Origin of the sequence: Paenibacillus albiflavus (genome assembly GCF_004344915.1) — a bacterium.
Taxonomy (GTDB): Bacteria; Bacillota; Bacilli; order Paenibacillales; family NBRC-103111; genus Paenibacillus_AM; species Paenibacillus_AM albiflavus.
Map to the genome: position 1 here is coordinate 138,680 of NZ_SKFG01000008.1, position 22,212 is coordinate 160,891.

General features: G+C 42.4%; 24 protein-coding genes. 8 read left to right on the forward strand and 16 right to left on the reverse strand.

What is annotated here, in order from left to right:
- The first annotated feature begins 392 nt into the window (after positions 1-392).
- Positions 393-941, forward strand: a complete 549-nt coding sequence (locus E0485_RS09935; protein ID WP_132417872.1) for an SGNH/GDSL hydrolase family protein — start codon at positions 393-395, stop codon at positions 939-941.
- A gap of 92 nt (positions 942-1,033) precedes the next feature.
- Here E0485_RS09935 and E0485_RS09940 read toward each other — a convergent pair whose 3' ends face one another.
- The 12 genes from E0485_RS09940 to coxB all read right to left on the reverse strand — a co-directional run bounded on the left by E0485_RS09940 (position 1,034) and on the right by coxB (position 12,083).
- Complete coding sequence (locus E0485_RS09940; protein ID WP_132417873.1) at positions 1,034-2,317, reverse strand: ABC transporter permease; 1,284 nt, start codon at positions 2,315-2,317, stop codon at positions 1,034-1,036.
- Positions 2,310-3,212 (reverse strand): ABC transporter ATP-binding protein, encoded by a 903-nt coding sequence (locus tag E0485_RS09945; RefSeq protein WP_132417874.1) that lies wholly within the window; start codon positions 3,210-3,212, stop codon positions 2,310-2,312. The genes E0485_RS09940 and E0485_RS09945 overlap by 8 nt, the downstream gene beginning before the upstream one ends.
- 15 nt (positions 3,213-3,227) lie before the next feature.
- Positions 3,228-4,118: an ATP-binding cassette domain-containing protein gene (locus tag E0485_RS09950; protein ID WP_132417875.1), complete on the reverse strand. Its 891-nt coding sequence runs from the start codon at positions 4,116-4,118 to the stop codon at positions 3,228-3,230.
- 7 nt (positions 4,119-4,125) lie between these two features.
- Complete coding sequence (locus tag E0485_RS09955) at positions 4,126-4,518, reverse strand: GntR family transcriptional regulator (protein WP_132417876.1); 393 nt, start codon at positions 4,516-4,518, stop codon at positions 4,126-4,128.
- Positions 4,519-4,553: 35 nt separating this feature from the next.
- Positions 4,554-5,288, reverse strand: a complete 735-nt coding sequence (locus E0485_RS09960; protein ID WP_132417877.1) for a hypothetical protein — start codon at positions 5,286-5,288, stop codon at positions 4,554-4,556.
- 22 nt (positions 5,289-5,310) lie between these two features.
- Positions 5,311-6,036, reverse strand: coding sequence for an ABC-2 transporter permease (locus E0485_RS09965; RefSeq protein WP_132417878.1), 726 nt, complete (start codon positions 6,034-6,036; stop codon positions 5,311-5,313).
- A 637-nt stretch (positions 6,037-6,673) separates the two neighbouring features.
- On the reverse strand, positions 6,674-7,129 hold the full coding sequence (locus E0485_RS09970) for a DUF420 domain-containing protein (protein WP_132417879.1): 456 nt from the start codon (positions 7,127-7,129) through the stop codon (positions 6,674-6,676).
- Between the two features lie 24 nt (positions 7,130-7,153).
- Entirely contained in the window at positions 7,154-8,011 is an 858-nt protein-coding gene (locus tag E0485_RS09975) for a cytochrome c oxidase assembly protein (RefSeq protein ID WP_132417880.1), read from the reverse strand.
- Between the two features lie 223 nt (positions 8,012-8,234).
- Positions 8,235-8,549: a cytochrome C oxidase subunit IV family protein gene (locus E0485_RS09980; protein ID WP_132417881.1), complete on the reverse strand. Its 315-nt coding sequence runs from the start codon at positions 8,547-8,549 to the stop codon at positions 8,235-8,237.
- 4 nt (positions 8,550-8,553) lie between these two features.
- A complete protein-coding gene (locus E0485_RS09985) occupies positions 8,554-9,168 on the reverse strand; it encodes a cytochrome (ubi)quinol oxidase subunit III (protein ID WP_132417882.1) in 615 nt (204 codons plus the stop codon).
- On the reverse strand, positions 9,168-10,964 hold the full coding sequence (gene ctaD, locus E0485_RS09990) for a cytochrome c oxidase subunit I (protein WP_407944842.1): 1,797 nt from the start codon (positions 10,962-10,964) through the stop codon (positions 9,168-9,170). The genes E0485_RS09985 and ctaD overlap by 1 nt, the downstream gene beginning before the upstream one ends.
- A gap of 105 nt (positions 10,965-11,069) precedes the next feature.
- Positions 11,070-12,083: a cytochrome c oxidase subunit II gene (gene coxB / locus E0485_RS09995; protein WP_132417884.1), complete on the reverse strand. Its 1,014-nt coding sequence runs from the start codon at positions 12,081-12,083 to the stop codon at positions 11,070-11,072.
- Between the two features lie 448 nt (positions 12,084-12,531).
- Between coxB and E0485_RS10000 the strand changes: the two genes are divergently transcribed.
- From E0485_RS10000 to E0485_RS10010, 3 genes are all read left to right on the forward strand, one after another.
- Positions 12,532-13,098 (forward strand): guanylate kinase, encoded by a 567-nt coding sequence (locus tag E0485_RS10000; protein WP_132417885.1) that lies wholly within the window; start codon positions 12,532-12,534, stop codon positions 13,096-13,098.
- A gap of 213 nt (positions 13,099-13,311) precedes the next feature.
- A complete protein-coding gene (locus E0485_RS10005; protein WP_132417886.1) occupies positions 13,312-14,475 on the forward strand; it encodes a virulence factor in 1,164 nt (387 codons plus the stop codon).
- Positions 14,476-14,509: 34 nt separating this feature from the next.
- Entirely contained in the window at positions 14,510-15,130 is a 621-nt protein-coding gene (locus tag E0485_RS10010; protein WP_132417887.1) for a stalk domain-containing protein, read from the forward strand.
- A 109-nt stretch (positions 15,131-15,239) separates the two neighbouring features.
- On the opposite strand, the gene E0485_RS10015 is transcribed toward E0485_RS10010, so the two are convergent.
- Positions 15,240-16,205, reverse strand: a complete 966-nt coding sequence (locus E0485_RS10015) for an MBL fold metallo-hydrolase (protein WP_132417888.1) — start codon at positions 16,203-16,205, stop codon at positions 15,240-15,242.
- 162 nt (positions 16,206-16,367) lie between these two features.
- Here E0485_RS10015 and E0485_RS10020 point away from each other — a divergent pair, with 162 nt between their 5' ends.
- From E0485_RS10020 to E0485_RS10035, 4 genes are all read left to right on the forward strand, one after another.
- Complete coding sequence (locus tag E0485_RS10020; RefSeq protein ID WP_132417889.1) at positions 16,368-16,670, forward strand: hypothetical protein; 303 nt, start codon at positions 16,368-16,370, stop codon at positions 16,668-16,670.
- 257 nt (positions 16,671-16,927) lie between these two features.
- Positions 16,928-17,968, forward strand: a complete 1,041-nt coding sequence (locus E0485_RS10025; protein ID WP_132417890.1) for an acyltransferase family protein — start codon at positions 16,928-16,930, stop codon at positions 17,966-17,968.
- A gap of 147 nt (positions 17,969-18,115) precedes the next feature.
- Positions 18,116-18,661, forward strand: coding sequence for a DMT family transporter (locus E0485_RS10030; RefSeq protein ID WP_132417891.1), 546 nt, complete (start codon positions 18,116-18,118; stop codon positions 18,659-18,661).
- Complete coding sequence (locus tag E0485_RS10035; RefSeq protein ID WP_132417892.1) at positions 18,609-19,649, forward strand: NADH:flavin oxidoreductase/NADH oxidase; 1,041 nt, start codon at positions 18,609-18,611, stop codon at positions 19,647-19,649. The genes E0485_RS10030 and E0485_RS10035 overlap by 53 nt, the downstream gene beginning before the upstream one ends.
- Positions 19,650-19,750: 101 nt before the next feature.
- Here the strand turns inward: E0485_RS10035 and E0485_RS10040 are convergent, their stop codons facing one another.
- From E0485_RS10040 to E0485_RS10050, 3 genes are all read right to left on the reverse strand, one after another.
- Positions 19,751-20,377: an acetate uptake transporter gene (locus E0485_RS10040; RefSeq protein WP_132417893.1), complete on the reverse strand. Its 627-nt coding sequence runs from the start codon at positions 20,375-20,377 to the stop codon at positions 19,751-19,753.
- A gap of 161 nt (positions 20,378-20,538) precedes the next feature.
- A complete protein-coding gene (locus E0485_RS10045; protein ID WP_165921138.1) occupies positions 20,539-21,162 on the reverse strand; it encodes a phosphatase PAP2 family protein in 624 nt (207 codons plus the stop codon).
- A gap of 26 nt (positions 21,163-21,188) precedes the next feature.
- Positions 21,189-21,998 carry a pyruvate, water dikinase regulatory protein gene (locus tag E0485_RS10050; RefSeq protein ID WP_132417895.1) on the reverse strand — a complete coding sequence of 270 codons (810 nt, stop codon included), beginning with the start codon at positions 21,996-21,998 and terminating at the stop codon, positions 21,189-21,191.
- Positions 21,999-22,212 lie beyond the last annotated feature (214 nt).

Here is a 22,212-nt window from a genome sequence, read left to right on the forward strand (position 1 = left end):
TATTGGATCAAAAGTTTTATCTGTTGTCTTGTAAACTTTCCCATCCCAAACAACAAAATCATAACCCAAGATTTACTTGAAGTACTCCTTTATTTACATTGCTATTCGTGTTACAACCAATTAAAAGGAGATATAGACAGATAAATGTTAGCACTAATATACTATCACGTCCAAATAAATTAAGATATTTGAACACTCAATTAATTATAGCATACCCTATTTTTGACTTGTGTGTCACTCTGTTGAAATATCCACTTGTAGCGCATCTGTTAATGCTTTATCGCAAAAAGCCCCTACTCTGCGAGACATAGGAGATAGCTTTATTAATTGTGCAGCGATATAAAATATGTTATCAATAAATGGTAATGTGACTTTATGTTGAGGTGATCCGGATGACGAAAGTTTTATTGATGGGTGATTCAATTCGTTTAGGTTATGAACCATGGGTAAGAGAGTGTTTGAATGACGTTGCTGAGGTGGTGGCGCCTGAGGAGAACGGAAGATTCGCCAAATATACGCTATGGGCGGTTAATTTGTGGTTGAAAGACCTTGGTACGCCTGATATTGTCCATTGGAATAATGGACTTTGGGATCTACATCATGAGCCACCAATGGTCGAAGCATTAACTTCGTTAGAAGAATATATTGCAACGATGGAACGCATTATCCATGAACTACAGCGTACAGGTGCTAGAATAATATTTGCCACAACGACGCCGATCGATCCAGCTGCTACAGGCCGAAACAATGCTGAAATTGATCAATATAACCGAGCGGTAATTCAATTGATGCAAAAGTACAGTATTGAAGTCAATGATTTAAATGCACTTGTGAAAACGAATATGGAGCAGTATATTTGCGAGGATTTGTATCATTTAACGGATGAAGGATATAAGGCGTGCGGTGATCAGGTGACGGCGCACATTCGCAAGTATCTGTAGAGCTAACATGATATGATAAATCAATAGTATGTACATATTAAAAAGCCTTGATGTGCAAACTTCGCACACCAAGGCTTTATTTCATTTATAAACTACATCGACTTCATAGCCTTTCTTAACTCCTTAATCGATGGACGCTTTCCATACATCAACACGCCTGTGCGGTAGATCTTAGCAGATAACCAGCCCATGAGGACAATGGAGATGGCGAGAATGCCGATGGAGGTCGCGATTTCCCACCAGGCTGGATTGCTGATGCCGATTCGTAGGAACATAATTAGTGGGCTGAAGAACGGGACGTAGGACATCGCTACGACAAATGGTGCTTCAGGGGACCGCAAACCGAATATAGCGATAAAGAAGCCTGCCATCACAAGGAACATAATCGGCATAATCGCTTGCGCGACTTCTTCAATACGGCTAACGAGGGAACCAACTCCAGCCGCAATCATCGCATAGATGAAGAATCCGCCTAAGTAGAAGATCACGAAGTAAACGATCAAATCCGATGGAATAGTAGAGAAATCAATATTCATGTCTTTGATTATAGTTTGATTATGTGGCAGCAGCATGTTGCCAATCGCTACAAGGATCAGGATCACAATTTGCACGATTCCCATCAAGCAGACCCCGAATATTTTGCCGAACATTTGCTGCGTAGGATTTGAACTTGTAATGAGAAGCTCCATCACACGAGAGCTTTTCTCCTGCGTAATCATCGTTGCAATCGTGTTGCCATAGGAGATAACGCTCATATAGATCAAGAAGAGCATCGCATAAACTAAACCGAATGCAACCATCATTTCAGCTTCGGAACGTCCTGCACCTGCTTCTGTTGTAGTCGCTTTGACTTGCACGGACTCCACACTTACAGGAGTTTGAATCATGGCAAGCTGCTCTGGTGAAATGTCCTTAAGCACACTATTGGTCTTTAATCCTTGTAAAGCAATGCTTAACTCTGTGCGAATCCCCGTTTCTAATGTGCTAGCTTCAGACTTATAGATGACTTTAGGGAACCCACCAACAAGCTCACTACTAACTTCCATATAGCCGACAATTTCTTTTTGTTTAATCTGTTCTTTACCGTAGGCATCATTCGCTGCTGCACTGCCTGCATCAGGCAACATCACAATTGAGATCTTAGGCGTTTTCTGCGCTTCATAATATTGCTGCAGCTTTGTCCCTAGGTCTGACTGAGCCTGGAAAATCCCAACCTTCTCTACTTTCACATCACTGCTAGAAAAAGCATTAATAATAGCAGGTAAATTAATTACAATCGAAACAATGATAGCAAGCACGACCGTCATTACCTTAAATGACTTCATATTAAAATTACTCATAAACGTATATCGAATCACGGATAACATTTTATTCATCAGAACCACCTACCTTCTTGATAAAAATTTCATTAAGTGTCGGCTCCATAATCTGGAATCTATTTACTTGGGTATCTGCCATTGCTTTCTCTAAAACTATTCTCGCTGCGCTTACATCCGTAATCATAATTTCATATCCCGCTGCATGCTCCTTAACGGAACGAACACCAGCAATCTCATTCAACCCATTTACAGGCGAAGCAGTTTCAAGAATAACGCGTTCTTTAGGGAAAGAAGCTTTGATTTCCTTCAGGTTGCCCTGCAATACTGTATTTGACTTATGTAGAATTGTTATATTTTGGCAAAGTTCTTCTACATGTTCCATGCGGTGACTGGAGAATAGAATCGTTTTACCTTCATCGCGTAATTCCTTAACGGTATCTTTGAGCAGCTCGACATTGACAGGATCAAGCCCGGAGAACGCTTCATCCAAGATCAGAATTTCAGGTTTATGAATGATCGATGCAATAAATTGGATCTTTTGCTGATTCCCCTTCGACAGCTCTTCAATTCGTTTATTATAATTCTCAGGCACACCAAACTTCTCCAACCAATCCTTTAAGGTCTTATCGGCTTGTTTCTTCGGCGTTCCTCTTAATTCAGCCAAATACAACAATTGATCACTGACTTTAACCTTAGGATACAGCCCGCGTTCTTCTGGCAAATAACCCATCAGGCTATACAACTCTTCGCGATAACCTTTTCCCTTCCAACTAATTCGCCCTTCATCTGGATAAATGAGCCCTAGCGCCATACGCATTGTCGTTGTTTTACCTGCGCCGTTCCCTCCTAGCAAACCATAAATTTCACCAGACTTAACGGCAAGATTAATTCCATTTACCGCGGTTTTCTCGCCAAACTTCTTCGATACATGTTCAATTTGTAAGGTAAACATTCTTTAACCACTCCTTTACTTAAACTTTTTTTCTACTAGATATATAAGAATTTCTTGTAGATCTAATGCCTGTAAATTTGTTGTCTTAACGCCAAGCTCTGCTAGCCTATTTTCTGTCACTCTAGCATCTGAGGTAACTAATCTATTAAGTTTGGAACCTTGATGATCCATATCGACTACCTCTGGCCAATCCTTTGCTTCACTTGGAATTTGATCTAGCCAGAATGCCTTCCAATCACCTAAGAGCACATCTTTCTCAAAAGTCCCCAGTATACGACCTTGATGGATAAAGACGATGTAGTCCGCTAGCTGTCTAATATCGTCAAGAATATGTGTGGCAAAAATGATTGTCTTCCCTTGTTGATCCATGAATTTTACGAGTTCATCATGAATAAGACGTGAAGTTCGAAAATCCAGTCCATTCGTTGCTTCATCCAGCAGCAAGAGATCTGGTTTAATCGCTAATGCGACTGCGATCGCAAGCCTCTGACGCATGCCTGTTGATAGCTTGCGGAGCTTTTGTCTTTTCTCAAGACCTAATTCACTTGCCAGCCCCCAGAATAACGAATCATCCCAATTCGCATACCACTTACTCGTGAATGCCACTAATTCGTCAATTCGATTTAGATCGTAATCATCCCACAACTGCCGAACTGACGCAAAAGCTGTTCTTTGTCTGATCATCAGATTCGCTTCGGTATAGGGCTGCCCAAAGAGTTCAACCGTACCCGCATCAGGTTTATAACCATTCATCATTAAGCTGAATAATGTACTTTTGCCCGAGCCATTCTCGCCTACAACTGCATATACCATCCCCTCTTCGAACTCTAGATCTATCGGACCTAGCTCAAAATCATCCAATCGTTTTTGTAAACCTGTTAGTTTCACTACATGATGATTATCCATGTGTTCTTCAAGCCTCCCCGCTTACTTCTTTTAGCGCTTGTTCAAACAATCCTCTAAGCTCATCTTCCGTGCATTTCACTCTGAGCCCCGTTGCAACAGCTTCCTTCATTGCAGCAAGTACCGCGTCTGTTCGATAGGATTCCCTAACGCCTGCACCTACACTAGCTACGAAGGTACCCGTTCCTTGTTTTGTTCGAAGAATGCCTTCGTTCTCTAAATCTTGATAAACTCGCCTAATCGTAATCACAGAACATGCTACATCTTGAGCAAATTCTCGAATTGAAGGCAATAGTGTTCCCTCAGGTAATTGCCCACTTAGAATTAATGCCCTAAGCTGAACTTCGATCTGGTAATATAACGGTTCCGCACTATCTGTAGCAACGGTTATAGGAATCTTCATCTATTCACCTTCTTTTCTACTCGCTCTGCATGCATCTAAATATATAAATCTCGCGTTTGCATTCTTCTTGCCAGCAGCTTGATCATGAGCCAAGTAACGACACCTGCTAACAATAGTGAAGCACATGTGACCAGATAGCCATACGATACGATCAAATCAATTGCAACCTGCCATACCGATACTTGTAGGAAGCCTAAGACGATGCATCCAACGAGCATACTTATGGATACCACGATACTGATCGCATAATAAATCTTCCCGTGAAATCCAAGCTCCAAAAAGATATAAATACTGCCAAACAAACTGGTATAGCCTACCCACATAAGCATAAACTCGATAAACTGAACTACGGTAAGAGTCCCTGGATGGATTAAGTTTCCCCAAATACCCGTTATACCGAAAATGATCGCATACATCACAACAAGTGTTATCGTATGCTGTATATATCTAGCCAGAATCAATTGCTTAATCGAAATTGGCATAGTACTTAGGTAGGAATAGCGTCTCGTGAAAAAATCAGTTTGGTTATACTTCGTGAAATAATTACGATCATAGCCAAAGCCCAATGTTTGAAAAAGCAGCACAATGATTGTATTTTGAATAATTGAAAACAAATTAATCACATGATCCTTTTCTAAAGATCGAACAATCAAATAATCAAGCGTAAATAAAATAATCACTCCACTAAACAAGATTCCCCACAAGAATACTGATTTATCCTTCACCAAATCTCGCTTAGCTAAGTACCAAGCACCATTCCATAATGACATTTTAACCACCTCATTTATTCATCTAGATATATAAATCTCTCGTTTGCATTCTTCGGGCCAATTGCTTGATCACGAGCCAAGTTACGAGACCTGCCAGCAATAGCGAAGCACATGGGATCAGATAGCCATACGATACGATCAAATCAATTGCAACCTGCCATACCGATATAAAGCTTAAACAGAAACAGCCAGCCACAAAAATAAAGTATACCGCGATATTGAACCAATAATGGATCTTTCCATGAAATCCAAGCTCCAATAAGATATTAATACTGCCAAACAAAATGGTATAGCCTACCCACATAAGCATAAACTCGATAAACTGAACTGCGGTAAGATTCCCCGAATGGATTATATTACCCCAGATACCCGTTATACCGAAAATGACCGCATACATGACAGCAAGTGTTATTGTGTACTGCATATATCTAGCCAAAATCATTTGTTTAATCGTAATTGGCAAGGTACTGAGGAAGGAATATCGTTTCGTGAAAACATCAGTTTTGTAATACTTGGTGAAATATTTATGATCTAAGCGATATCCTAAATTTTGAAACAACAGTACAACGACCATATTTTGGAAAATTGTAATCGAGTGATTCTTTTGTTCCACTGCGAACAAATTCATACTTACATAATCAAACGTAAATAGAATAATTAATCCACAATAGAATATTCCACACAGGAATACCGATTTATCTAATAAATCTCGCTTAGCTAAGTACCAAGCACCATTCCATAATGACATCCTTGCCACCCCATTTAATTATTGACTGTTCAGTCCTATAGCTAACTGTGCTTAACCACAACTCAACTGTGCCTACTGTGTATATCTATATGTACAGTATACTCGGTAAAATTATTATTGCAATAGTTATTTTTGCTCAACACTAAAATAAGTGTTTAACACCTACGTAGTGCTGCTGCGTGGACGTAGTCAAAGAAAAGAACCCAATATTGCCACATCCCGCTCGGTAGCACAGTAGGACGATGCTGGCAGAGTGCATAAGGAAACAAATTACCGAAAGAGCGAAAAGAATTTCCGAAATAGCACCCAAAGTTGCCGCATCCCGCTCGGGAGCACAGTTGGACGATACTGACAGAGTGCATAAAGAAAAAAATTACCGAAAGAGCGAAAAGAATTTCCGAAAGAGTACCCAAAGTTGCCGCATCTCGCTTGGTAGTACAGCGGGAGGACACTGGCAGAGTGCGATAGGCAAAGAATTACCGAAAGAGGGAAAATAATTACCGAAGAAGTACCCAAAATTGCCGCATCCCGTTCAGGAGCACAGTTGGAGGACGCTGGCAGAGTTGTTTAAGCCGTCATTTATGCAAAAAAAATACAGCGACTGCATGGGCTGCAGTAGCTGCATTAATTTGTGATATTACCATCCGAAGATGACATCCAGCATCGGTTTACTCATTCCACCTGGGTATAGAATATAAAGCAACACATATACGAGTACGCCTGTTGGCGCTGTAAACATCCATAGTGTCGCTGTAATTCTGCCTATCTTCCTATGCTTGGCAAACTTCTCCTTGAAAGCAAGCACAAGTGTGGTGATCCCGAACACGGCACTCACGGTAGCCAGAATAATGTGAAAGGTCAGGAATATTTGATAAAACAGCTTCATACCTTCAGGACCATTAAATTCCGTATTCCCCTCAAAGATTGTCCGCGACATATACACAATGAAAAATAGCAATGCAAATACAGCACCTGTAATCATCAATTTCTTATGAAGTGCTTCATTGCCTTTGACAATATGATACCACCCGAATGCGACAAATATAGCGCTAATCACAATAAATGTAGTTGAAATGGTAGGAAAAATGTGCATGAATACTCCCCTATCTTCATATTTTTACGCGTGGTTGTACACCATTCCTTCTTGTGGTTCATCAGATAGCTCATCAGGATGTTGCTTGCGTTCCGTTCTATACCATTTGCGGAAAATCGAATACAACACAATTCCATATACGATTTCCTGCACAATTTTCATAATAACGCCGCCTAGCTGCTGATCGTCTAATACAGAATAGACAGTTGTTGTAAAGCTAACATCACGGTACATGGCATACAGCAGATCTCCAGCAAAAATGATAAGCGCACAAGCTGGTGTTAATAGTATACCATTGGCAAAAATATAAAGCATTTTTTGCATGCTAGGCATTTTATTAAAGTCTGGATGAGCTACAAAGATCGGGAACCACATCATAAACGCTGCAAACAGTAGCATAGCATGATATCCGAATAATGCAAGCTCATTCTCCATTAAATAGTCCATAACAAGCGGCAAATGATAGATCGAGAAAGTAACATTAAAGAACAAGAGCGAAACTAACGGGAATGTGAAAAACCGAACAATCTTGTATAGCCATTTAATTTGAAACACAGGTTTCAAGAACCACTCAGGTAATCCAAGAATAATTAGGATCGGTACGATCAAATAAAGAATGGACTGCTGCAGCATGTGCAAACTGAACAAATAATGATGGCCGTAATAGTTAATCGGACTGCCTTGCGTTAAATAAAACAGCACTAACCCTACTGTAAACATCACCTTCCGCCATGTCTCAACGGGTTCAGAATGCTTAAAGCCCTCTCTCCAAGGACCAACCATACGGAAATACAAGATGCCAACTACAATAACAAACAAGATAAGCACAGGACTCCACATGGTATAAAAACTATTCGATATTTCAAGATGGTTATGATTCATCTTCATAATCCCCTTCCTGCTCATACTCTAGCTGTTCGTCTTGATGTGCTGAAAGATAAATATGCATTTCTACTTTATCAAGAAAAGGCAGCTTCTCATAAGGAACCATGAATCAGATCATAACAGGTGCTGACTTGCTTAGCTTTAGCACATCTGTTCCTAATGGTTCTGATACACGCACATAAAAGAAGCTGCCTCTTGAATCATGTCCTAACTGTGATGCTTACCACCACATCCAGAAGAGTGCAGTGATGATAACTGGAATAATAACGACAACGCCGCCTGCAATAAAGATGATCGGCATTGTATGTCCTCTATCCTTCATATGCATCCAATAGAAAAGTTGGAAAATAACTTGAACAATGGCTAGACATACAATAAGAATGAGAACAAATCCTACATCAAGACCGCCGTATAAGACAGCTGCAAATGCAATCATAGTTAAGATAATGGAAACAATGTAAGATAAAATATGTGGTGATAGGCCGTCATGTTTGTGACTTGTCGCTACTTTATTCGTATTCTGTGCTCCTGTCATCTCATTAACCTACCTTTCCCATTAAATAAACTACTGTGAAAATGAACACCCATACAACGTCGATAAAGTGCCAATATAGCGCTGCTACATAGAACTTAGGTGCTGTAACGGTAGTAAGACCTTTCTTTAAACCTTGAAGAATCAAGACTGTAATCCAGATAACCCCGAAGGCTACGTGACCTCCGTGAAAGCCAACGAGCGTATAGAAAGACGTACCAAATGCATTAGCCATAAAGGTATGACCTTCATGAACGTACTCAACAAACTCATAGATTTCAAGACCAAGGAAGCTTAAACCGAATGCAACAGTAACGGCTAACCAGCCAAGTAAACCTTTAAGATTTCTTTTATGAAGTGCCATAACTGCGAACACGCTTGTCAAAGATGATGTCAACAAGATGAACGTAGTTAAACCAACCATCGGTAAGTTAAACAATTCGAATGGCGTCTTACCATCTAGTGTTTGTCCACGAAGCGTTAAATATGTAGCGAACAAACATCCGAAGAGAACCGTCTCACCGCCAAGGAATAGCCAAAAGCCGGTTACTTTATTCCTACCTTCAAGCGTAGCTGTCTCCAGATTGCCTGTTATTGCTTCATCATGAGTAGTAGCAGACATTATGCTTTAGCCTCCTTTTCCAACTCTTCCTTCTCAATATGCCAACCATGATCGTCAAATAGAGAGCGAAGAAGCATGCAGATCAACATAATTGCCAGACCACCAATACCAACCCAAATATGCGTATACATAAATCCGATTGCCGCAATAAATAATCCAACTGACATTATAAGTGGCAAAATAGATCCTGAAGGCATATGGATTGAACCAACTGGTTCTGTATATGTCATTTCTTTATTACCAGCCATTTTCTCTTTCCAGAATGCATCTAAACCACGCACAAGCGGAGTTTGTTTGAAGTTGTACTCTGGCGCTGGTGAAGGAATAGTCCACTCAAGCGTACGTCCATCCCAAGGGTCGTTGCCAACCGGTTTCTTCGAAGCTGAGGACACAATCATGTTAATAATAAATACGATAACACCGACACCCATCAAGAATGCGCCGATAGAAGAGATCAAGTTACCCATATCAAGTCCAGCGTTCTCCTGGAATGTGAATACACGACGAGGCATACCCATTAGACCTAGGAAGTGCTGCGGGAAGAATGTCATATGGAAGCCGATAAAGAACGTCCAGAAATGAATTTTACCCATTGTTTCGTTAAGCATTTTACCAAACATCTTAGGCCACCAGTAGTAAGCACCAGCGAAAATGGCCAAGATCAATCCACCTACTAGCACGTAGTGGAAGTGAGCAATAACGAAGTAAGAATCATGATATTGGAAGTTAGCTGCCGGAACAGATAGCATAACCCCTGTAGTACCCCCCATTACGAATGTCGGAATGAAGGATGAAGCAAACAAGTTAGCTACATTGAAACGGATATGTCCGCCCCATAGCGTAAGAAGCCAGTTAAAGATTTTGACCCCTGTCGGTACTGCAATCGCCATTGTTGCAATCGAGAAGATCGAGTTGGCAACTGGACCAAGACCTGCGGTAAACATGTGGTGAACCCACACCATGAAGCCTAAGAATGCGATCAAGATCGTTGCGAATACCATGGAGCTGTATCCGAACAAACGCTTGCTAGAGAATGTACTCACGATCTCGGAAATAATACCAAAAGCAGGAAGAATTAGAATATAAACTTCTGGGTGACCGAAAATCCAGAATAGATGCTCCCATAGCATATTGTTACCGCCACGCGTGACATCGAAGAAAGCGCCTCCGAACATACGGTCAAACATCAATTCAACTAAACCAACTGTAATCGCAGGGAATGCGAATAAGATCAATGCAGATGTAACGAATGCTGTCCAAGTGAAAAGTGGCATGCGCATGAACGTCATTCCAGGTGCGCGCATGTTAATAATCGTTACGAGGAAGTTAATCCCCCCGATTAACGTACCAAGACCTGCTATCTGCAAACTCATGACATAGAAGTTAACGCCGAACTTCTCAGGTAAGGTTGATAATGGCGTATAAGCCGTCCAGCCTGCATCAGGAATATGACCAACGAACCATGATACGTTAAGCAGGATGCCTCCTAAGAAGAAAAGCCAGAATCCAAGCGCATTCACGAATGGATAGGCAACGTCTCTCGCACCAATCTGGAGCGGAACGACTACGTTCATAAAACCGAAAACCATAGGCATTGCAGCGAAGAAGATCATCGTCGTACCATGCATAGTTGTTAAAGCGTTAAATGTATCTCCGATAAACCATTGAGAATCAGGAGCCATTAGCTGTAATCGAATTAATAATGCTTCTAAACCACCGATGAGAAAGAAGAATCCGCCAGCAAAAAAGTACATAATACCGATTTTTTTGTGATCGACTGTTGTTAGCCAATCCATCAAGCCAGTGTGGCGTTTTACTGCATGAGCATGTGACAACGTGGTTACCCTCCTTAAGAAGAAATCATTTCACCGTTGCATTAACGGTAACTTTTCCCGTACAACTTATTTGAAGTTATTCAAACTATTCAAATACTTGACAATTTCGTCAATTTCATTATCTTGTAGCATGTCTTTGAATGCAGGCATCTTGTTGCCAACTTTCAATTCATTCGGATCTTTGATCCATTCTTTCAAGTTCTCATCTGTATGCTCCAAGATACCAGCAACTTTCGTACGGTTGGCAATGTTGTTCAAGTTAGGCCCAAATGAACCCGTGTTTACATCAACAGCATGGCAAGATAAGCAGTTAGCATCGAACAGATCTTTACCTTTCTGCGCATCTGCTGCTACTGTTACTGGTTTTTTCATGCCATCTACCCACGCATCAAAATCTGCAGTTGATTTGGAAATCACTTTGAAATCCATTAAGGAGTGTGACGCTCCGCATAGCTCTGTACATTTACCAAGGAAAGTGTCAATTTCATCAGTTTCTAAATAATATGTATTAACTAATCCACGATTCGCATCCAGCTTACCACCAAGCGATGGAACCCAGAAGGAATGCGTTACGTCCACAGATTCGATTTCAAGCGCAACTTTCTTGCCTTGAGGAATAACTAAATCTTGTGCCGTGTGAATACCTAATTCAGGATATTCAAACTCCCACCAATACTGATGTGCCGTAACTTTAACTTGAACTGCGTTCGGATCCTTGCGCAAGTCACTGGAGTGCAAGAACGTATAGTACACTGTCGGAACTGCCAGAATAATTAGAAGAATGATCGGAATAACCGTCCAAATAATCTCTAATTTATGACTTCCTTCAACTTGCTTCGGATAGCCAGTTTGACCTTTGCGCTTGCGAAAACGAATGATTGCGATAAAATAGAGTGCTGCAACAACAACAATTACGAGTCCCATTATACCGATACTAAGCTCAATTAAGAACAACTGCTCGCTTGCCACTGAACCACGTGGCATTAACGCTGAAAGTTGTGGACTTCCACACCCTGACAATAAAAGCGACATAATCGCAATTAAGGGGGCTACTCGCCACATCGTTTTCAATCGTTTCATTAGTTATCAACCCCGCTTCAAAACCGTTATTTTTACCATGATTACTACTGCTTGTCAATCAATCATCTCACACTTAATTAAATATAAATTCAGTATACTTTATTGTCAATGCAAATAGGCGTAATGATACCTATAGTTCACAAATTGTTCTTAAAAGTCAGACACATGAAACAAGTTGTTCAGCAGTCAAACATATTTCATGTCACCTCCTATTAATCGCAGGATATTTCTACATGTAGAACGAATTGTATTAATATAGTAGTTATCAGTAACATCCTGCTCGATAAGATGAAGTTGTTACTGATTGGTTTCATGATTTTATACAATAAAAGGTTTTGAGCGACCGAGCTAACTCATATACTGAAATACTACTCGACATTTGATGGGAGTTGTCCTTTGCATGTAAGTGACAACAGCTTGGCGTCCAATTAAGGAGGGAGCTGCTAAGATGAAAATTTTTGTTTTCACTGGACCACACGGAGCAGGACGCAGAACAGTTGCCGAAATGGCTGGCTCTACACTGGGAATCAAGCACATTCTAACGTATACCTCAAGAGCGCCTCATTCATGGGAAACGAATGGGGATCAGTACCACTTCATCGGTAATCGTGAATTTGACGAGGCTGAAGCAAACAATGAATTTATTGAGGTTAGTGTAGTGAACAACAATCGTTATGGTGTAAAGCGAGCTGATCTTGAAAACTTCCTTGATCAATGTAAGCATGTATACCTCATCTTAAATCGGTACGGAGCAGAAGTATTGCGTCAGCGTTATGGCGAACAGGTGGTTCGTATCTTCATCTACTGCGCCCCCTCCCTTCTCGAAGAACGAGCCCGTTCTACGAATCACAGCAATGCTGATATTTCACGTTATATGTCCCATTATGATGAAGAGATGGCTTACAAGAACGAGTGCGAGCATTCATTTGAGAATATTGATCTAGCTCATACGATGTTTGATTTAACGAAAACCTTGGAAAGCTATTTAGGTCGCAATTTACTAGAACTTGATTGAACTTACGAAGGGAGAGAAGCACAGGTTAACATTACTAACGTCTATTCTCCACGATGATGAATTACGTTTAAATAAGGTGATCATTATGAAGTAGAGACATTGCGATATATTTTATGCAGAGGGAGATCCGTTTCATAACCTCTATGTCGCATATCTCTACTTTCTAATGGATCCAAATCGGCTCATCTTACATCCGATCCTGTGCGCTATATAATGAAGCTATTATCAATTGAACCAACACCAAGTCCTAACTCGATGAAATTAAATATGGACGAATCTCTGCCCACGGGCATTATGAAAACGTATGATCGCAGCAATTACGATACTGCTCCCTCCTATGTCCAGCATCTTCTGGATATACAAGGCGTGAAGAGTGTGTTCCAAACCGCTGACTTTATTGCACTTGATCGCGAGTCGAAGGGCGATTGGGAGCAAATTCTGAAGTCAGCGGCTGTAGTTCTAGGCGGAACGGGCAGCTCCACGGGCGAAGCTCAATCTGCAGATGAGGAATCTACATCTGCATTCGGCGAAGTCCTCGTGCTGCTCCAAACGTTCCGCAACATTCCTTTGCAAGTGCGCGTACGTGCTGGGAGCGATGAAGCCCGTGCGGCAATGCCGCAGCGCTTTAACGATGCGGTATCACGGGCGGCTGCTAACAGCTTGCTGCGGGAGCGCAGGTTGGACGAGCTCGGAGTTCGTTACGGCGAACTCCAGGAAGTGCTGGACGCCGTCATCGCGGAGCTTGACGCGTCCTACACAGACGAGCGCCTTGCCGCGCTCGTCGAAGCTGCCGCAGCCGACAACGCGGCTGCGGAACCGGCAGCGGCTGGCAGCGCTGCCGCGGCTGCGTCCGTGCGCCCGCCGGCGCGCACGAACGAGGAGATCGCTGCAAGCCTCAGCGATCCAGATTGGAAGCACCGCTATGCGGCGCTTCAAGCGGTGCAGCCTTCCATGAATACGCTGCCCCTATTGCTGCGTGCTCTTAACGACGAGCACGTATCCATTAGACGGTTAGCCACCGTCTATATTGGCGATATACGGGAGCCCGAAATACTCCCGTACTTATACCAGGCACTCGAGGACCGCGTGCCTACGATCCGCCGCACCGCTGGAGATACGTTGTCTGATATCGGCGATCCAGCCGCAATCCCAGCGATGATCAAAGCACTCAGCGACTCGAATCGTCTCGTGCGCTGGCGTGCAGCACGCTTCCTCTACGAAGTCGGTGATCATACAGCGCTGGATGCACTTCGTGCAGCAGCAAATGATACCGAATTCGAGATTCGCCTGCAAGTCAACATGGCAATTGCCCGCATCGAAAGCGGCCAAGAAGCTGAAGGCACCGTATGGCAGCAGATGACTCGCCGCAATGACTAAACAAGAGCGTATGATTTAGGAAAGGAGCAGCGACTTGAAGAATAAACGGATGCTAATCGCCATCATAAGCTTGGGCTTGTTTGCTGCAATCTCAGTTTCACCACTCTCGGCCCTTGCTGACCGAGCCATTCAGCTTATGATGAATGGCGCTAATGTGAATGGAGATTTCAAGCCTATAACAATCGATGGCACAACCTATGTGCAGCTTCGCCCAATAGCCGAAGAGCTTGGCGCAACCTTAACTTGGGATCAAGATACGAATGTGGTCGGTATTCTGTCATCTGACAACCAGTCGCTTGCAAAGCAGGTGAAATTACTGCAGCAGACTATTCTCGCTTCAACACCAGAAGAGGCCGTTCAGAAGTACGCGGAAGGTGTCAAAACGCGCAATGGCGCAGTTCAATACGCCATGCTCACACCAGGTTTACAAGATCAGAAGAAATCAACCTTTGAAGAAATGAGCTGGGTAACAGGCGTTTCCAGCCCATGGGTCGAGAAGTACACAATTGACAAGGGCACACAGATTTCGGAAGGTCAGTGGAAATTCAAGATTACTTATGCGTACAACACAGCGAAGAACGAATCAAGTACGGAAGAAGCACTTGTAACCGTAAATAAAATTAAGGATTACTGGTATATCAGCTCAATCGAGTAACTGAAAGAAACGCTAATCATGTGATTAGCGTGCAGCTCAAACTATTAGAGGATTGTTGGCGCTTATTTCGTTCATTTCTGAGAAATAGGCACCTACAATCCTCTATTTTTTACCCTTGTACTCTTAGCGTTTCCCCATGCAGCAGCACCTTTAAATGATGTTCTGGTAATTCACGGCGGCTCCACTCCGCTCGCAAGCGATCAAGTGCTTCCTTCGTCGTGTCATCTGCGAGTGGAAAAGAACCATAATGCATCGGAATAAACCGTTCTGCTCCCGAATCAATGTAGGCCTGAATCGCTTCCTCTGGCGTTACATGCTGTTTACCCATAAACCATTCAGGCTCATAAGCACCGATCGGCATCAGTGCGGTTCCGATGTCGTACTTCTCTCCAATTAAGCCAAATCCACGAAAATAACCGCTGTCCCCCGCAAAATAAATCGTCCGGGATTTCGCATCGTTAGAATCAGAAGCTGCAGCCTGCGCTTTACTGCGAAGCACCCATCCGCCCCAATGTGTAGCATTGGTATTGAACAGCGTTCTGCGAGTCCAATGCTGGGCAGGTACAAAATCAAAAATAACCTCGCCGACCTGCACGCTCCCCCACCAAGGAAGCTCTACTGCATCGCGAAAGCCCCTCCACTGCATCCAGGATCGCAGACCTTCGGGAACAAGCACTTTAAATTTATGATAACGCGCTAATTTACGCAAGCTCGTTAAATGTAGATGATCGTAATGCGAATGCGAGATAAGCACCACATTAATCGGAGGTATTTCATCTATTTCTAGCCCTGGTGGCGACAATCTTCGCTCGAATGCCATTGAATTCGCCCACACGGGATCTGTCAGTATATTGAGACCCCCGATCTGCAGCAAGAAAGTTGAGTGTCCGATCCATGTAACCGTCGTGTCCGTTCGATTGGCGTTCAAATAATCGATCTCTTTGTTTGCAGCTTGTCCGACAAAGAAGGAACGATCTTTGACCTTGCCTTTTCGCTCCTTGCGCCATGCTTGCAGCTCTTTAAATGAGCTTGTATGCGACACATCATCCAAATTCGCAAATCTTTTTCTAGCCATATCGTTTCTCTCCTTCTGTATCTAGCTTATACGATTACTCGATCATTGACTTTTGGTATAATCGATTCCATAATACCATTAGCTAATTGCCTATTACATATATGAGTTCTTAACGATAGCGTATGACCTATCTATATTTTAACATAAGAAGGAGAAGTATCCATGAATCAGAAAGAATATGAAGAGCAAATCATCGAAAATTACCAACGCGACGAACGGATGATGATTCTGGTATTCGCACAATGGTGTGTGAATCATGATCTAAGCCCAGAAGTCGTGTATCGCAAAGCGTATCCCGATCAAGCCGATATCTCTGCCCTAACTGATATGCTAGAACTTACTGTGCCTAAGGAAGAAGCTGGAGAAATTGCAAACGAAACGCTAATGGGTGTGCTCTCTTTGTTCGGCAATGATGATCTGGCATTCGTCGTTTCACAGGAAATTGCTGGTTTAAAACAGAAGTAAATTATCGTTCAAACCTTTCGATTATGCGGTGGAAAAAAGCTGATTTCATTTCCACTTCATTTTCCAAGAGGAAACGGTTACGCCGTCCTTTGGAACGGGAGTGTTTCCTAAGGTTAATTAGAAGAAGTATGGTGAAAACTAATACTTTCTAATTAACTGAAAATTACTATGTGAACTTTGTCACAAATCCATCGACCACTTTATGAGATAGTGCTATTGTAAAGCTAAATAGAGATATTGGATGGAGACGATCAATCATGAGTACGACGACAACGAGCAGAGCGGATACGTTCTGTTTGAACCTGCGTTTTCTTCTTATTGTTACGGTTTTTGTAGCGAATGCGATTGAGCCGTTAATTATACAGCATGAATCGTTACATGCGCTCTACGTGTGGATTTTCACGTTTCACATGCCGCTATTCGTGTTCGTTACGGGGTATTTTGCCAAGAACAATCTTGGGGGTCCTGAAGGACGCAAAATCCTGATGCAAATTGTAGTTCAATACGTTATTTTCCAAAGTTTTTACAGCTTGATGCAATTTTTTGTGTTCCGCACCATGACAATGGAATATTCGTTCTTCATTCCTTACTTGTTGTTATGGTTCTTAGTCAGCCATTTAAGCTGGAGAATACTGCTCCCCATTTTTGCAAAATTCAAGCATCCTATTCTCTTTGCAATAGTGGTTGCCGTTCTAATCGGCTACGGTAATTTTACAGGTACATTCGCTTCGATCTCGCGTACCTTCGTATATCTACCATTCTTTATGATCGGGTATTATTTTGATTACAGCCGATTTGTTCAATTGTTTACAACCAAAATCCGTTTACTAGCAGGTTTCCTATCGATCGCCCTGCTCGCAGTCATTGGATTAACAACGAAAGACCTTAATCCACAATGGTTATTCGGCAGCTTTACATTTAGTTACTTCGGCTATCATGAATGGTATGTCGGCATTTACCGCCTTCTCATTTATACCTTGGAGCTGATCGCTGCAGTTTCGTTTCTAGCTTTCGTTCCGCAGCGAATAAGCTGGATTACCGATTTTGGTAGAAGAACTGTCTATGTGTTCCTACTGCATGAACTAATCATTCGCTCGGCTGTAGCGTCGGGAATCTATAAGCATATAACAGAACCTATTGAACTCATCATCGTTATAGCAGCCGCAATCGGTTGTACCCTGCTATTGTCGCTCCCTATTACTAAAAAGCTCACTCATCTCATCATTGAGCCTAAAATTCATTATTATGTTATCGACCGCACACCGCTGCGTAAATGGATTCATCGTCCAACAAATTAAGATAAACGCGACCAGTCAGAGATCATTCTCTGCTGCTCGCGTTTTTTATTTGGCGTATTTGATCGCAAAAAAATATGAAATAATTCACTTAGGGTATGATACACTAAAGAAAAATAAGATACATAAATTTGGTTATCGGGAGGGCATATGAATCATTTATTTCTGCTTTTACTTGTCCTGGTAAGCGGGATGGGTGTGAGTGTACAGTCAGGCGTCAATGGTGAATTAGGCAAACGAATCGGAACTATTGAAGGAGCGTTTACTTCTTTCTTAATTGGACTCATTGCTCTAACGTTAATTATGTTATTTACAGGCAAAGGGAATATTACTGACATCTTCGTAGTTCCGAAATGGATGTTATTAGGCGGAATTCTCGGCGCATTCTTTGTGGTCTGCAATGTATTAGCCGTTCCGAAGCTTGGCGTTGGTATTACTGTCATTAGCGTCATTGTCGGCCAAATTATTATGAGTTTGGTCATCGATCACTTTGGCTGGTTTGGCAGAATGCCTGTCCCTTTTAACTGGCAGCGTGCATTAGGTGCTGTGTTGCTTTTCGCAGCTTTATTCCTTATATTCCGCAGTACGCCATCAACGAATTCAACCGCATCCAATCAAAAACCATTAAAGGAGAATCACCAATATGAGCAATCTGTCGCAACCGCTACAATTGAAGAGTCTACACCTTCCAAATAGAATCGTCATGGCGCCGATGTGCCAATATTCTGCCGAAGCGATGGATGGCATGCCAACGAACTGGCACTACATACATTATGTATCACGAGCCATTGGCGGAACGGGTCTGATTATTATCGAAATGACCGATGTCGAACCAGATGGCCGTATTAGCAATCAGTGCCTAGGTTTATGGTCAGATGAACATGTCCCTGAATTTGCTCGCATCATTCGCGATGCGCAGCAATATGGCGCTAAGGTAGGAATACAGATTGCTCACGCAGGGCGCAAAGCTGAAGATTCACTTGAGCCTGTTGGTCCATGTGACGAGACGAACCCGAACCGTGCTGGCAAGCTCCCTCGTGCGCTCACTACTAGTGAAGTCAAAGCTATGGTACAGAAGTTTCAAGATGCTGCTCGGCGTGCGGTGCAAGCTGGTGTGGATACGATTGAAATTCACGGCGCACACGGCTACTTAATTCATCAATTCCATTCCCCAGCCATAAATCGCCGAAACGACGAATATGGTCAAGACTTAACTAAATTTGGTGTAGAAGTCATCCAAGCGATCAAAAGTGTCCTGCCTGAAGAAATGCCTCTCATCATGCGCGTCTCCGCAATTGAGCATATGGATGGTGGCTATGACATTAACCATGCGATTGAAGTTTGCTCCAAATATCAGTCTGCTGGTGTGGACGTATTTCACATTTCAACTGGCGGAGATGGACCAGCGGGTAAGAAAATCAAATTCTCAGGTCATTCACCCGCTTATCAAGTCCCATTCGCTAGAGCGATCAAACAAGCGCTTAACGTTCCCGTTATTGCTGTCGGCAATCTAGATCAGCCCGAAGTAGCAGAGTCGGTGCTAGTGAATGAGGACGCAGATCTAATCGCAATCGGACGCGGCATGCTGCGTGACCCTTATTGGGCAGTCCATGCTCTGCATCAATTAGGCGATCATCAAGTAGAGCCTGTTAAGCAATACAAACGAGGTTATCCTAGCAAGTAAGCCTGATTATATCCCATTGAAAAATAAAATCCGCATAACGATCGCAGCATTCGCTGGATTCGTATATGCGGATTTCTTATTGATATAAAACTTATACATTCTTATTTTTTAAAAATACCAAATGGCTTCCCTTGCGGCAAGAAGCTTCTACCAAAATGCGCATTAAGCACACTTGCAGCTGAGCCGTAGAAAGACATTAACGCAATACCAAGCTCAGAGACAGCCGCAAACTTATGCATAACATGTGGTGCAATCCCGAAAGCGTCGCATGTTAGACCCAAAAATAAACAATCGATCAGTACAAAGATGACAAACAACACTTTATTGGCTTCCATTGCTCCAATTGTCATGAATAAACTGAAGATCAAATAGCCGAGAAACGCGAATCCAAGCTGCTTACCATCTACATCCGATGCTAGCGCTTCACCGAATACACCAAGCTTGATCATCCACGAAGTCGCTGTGCCGAACCAGAAAAATGCAAAACCCCCAAAAGCCGTAGTTCCAAACGTATTCCCATGCTTTGAATCATTAATACAAGCAAATAATTGTGCAAAAGCACCTAAGAATATAGCCCATGGAATGATAAAAGCTAATCCTTCTGTCCAACCTAATTTCTGAGATGATGCCACTAAAGTGACCATTGCGAGCCCAAATAGCCCCAGTGCAGATGGATCTGCATTTGCAATCTTGACATGCTGTACTTGCTGTGTGTTCGTCGTCCCCATTGTACCCTCCATGATGTAATATCTTCGTCGTGTTTTTATAAACAACTTGTATATCATACATAAAAAATCTTACAGACAAAATGAGAAATGTAACCAATTTTAAATAAAAAGACCCCTTGTCATCTGATGACAATAGAGGTCCCTTATATCTATGTTATTTCTTATCTCTTTACCTTCTCCATAACAGCCGTAGCGGCTATAAACCATGCGAAGCCTAATGCTGCCCCTGCCAAAATATCACTTGGGAAGTGCACACCTAGATAAATGCGGGATACACAGATTAGAATTGTCCATATAATGGTTACTACTAAGATGCAGCGTGCTAGCACGGGTTTTCCGTGTTCTTTGAAATATTGCCATAGCAAGAACCCAAGCAATCCATAGAACGTCGTTGAAATCATCGCATGACCACTAGGAAATGAATAGCCATCAGCGAAAGACAAATGCTCGACTGTTGGACGAGGACGTGCGAAAAATGCTTTCAGCAGCCTATTCGTTCCGAGCGAGCATAGAACCGCTGCAGCCATGATCACAATCTTCCATCGCAATTTCAGTACAAAGATGGCGAATAACGCAAAAACAATCCCAACGATCAGAACTTGTAAAAATTCACCCATATCGGTTATCAGAATAAATATCGGAGTCAATACATCACTACGTAGCGTGCGAATGCCATCGCCAACGGCAGAATCAAATGCAGTGATCCAAGAGGTTGAAAACGTTGTTGCGAAGAATACGAATATCCCTAACATCACGATTAATGTGATCCATTGCTTACGACTCAAGCCGTATCCCCTCTTCCCAGGCAATTTCATTCATTATAACCTAGAATGATCCCTGCTGTCTCCTCAATCGCTTTGTCTGTCACATCAATGATCGGGCAATCCAACTGCTCATACAATTGTCTTGCAAACGCCAGTTCTTCTTCGATTCGATTCATCGTCGCATACTGTGAATCTGCCGAAAGACCAAGTGTTTGCAAACGCTGCGTGCGTATCTTATACATTTGTGACGGGTCCATCGTCATCCCAATAATCCGCGATGGTGGTATTTGGAACAGCTCTTGTGGCGGTTTCAGCTCTGGTACGAGCGGAAAATTAGCAACCTTATAACCTTTGTGTGCCAAGTAAATACTGAGTGGTGTCTTCGAGGTTCGAGACACGCCTAATAGAACGATATCTGCCTCAAGCATCAGGTGAGATTCACGACCATCATCACATCTTACCGTAAATTCGATCGCCTCTACTCTTCGGAAATAATTCTCATCTAATTGATGTAATAAGCCTGGCTTACGCCTTGGTGATTCCTCAAGCAATTCCACCAGCGCTTCCATCATCGGACCCATAATATCTACAGCACGGATGCCATATTTCTTGGATTCCGTCTTCATTACCGATCTAAGCTCGGCTTGTACAAGCGTATATACGATGATCCCCCTATGTTCAGCAGTATCTGCAATTAGTTCCTTAATTTCCTCTACTTTACGAACCTGCCTAACGCGGCGAAGCCTAACATCGCATTGTTCAAATTGCCGAATCGCCGCTCTTACAACTGACTCAGCTGTCTCGCCAACTGAATCGGAGCAAATCGTAATTAGAGAAATATGGTCTTCTTCTAACATTTGAGTCACTTCCTTCCTACTATAGAAACATACCCGAGAATTAGAGTCTTTATTATATTTACAATAAAATCAAGGATATACATCACATTTAGGTAGAAATGAAGCATTTATTTTAGGTTAACTGAAAATTTGTATTTTTCATAAAATTGAAAGCGCTATATTTACACGATTTAACATTTATGTTACATTGTAAATATATTAGAATAAGGTGGTG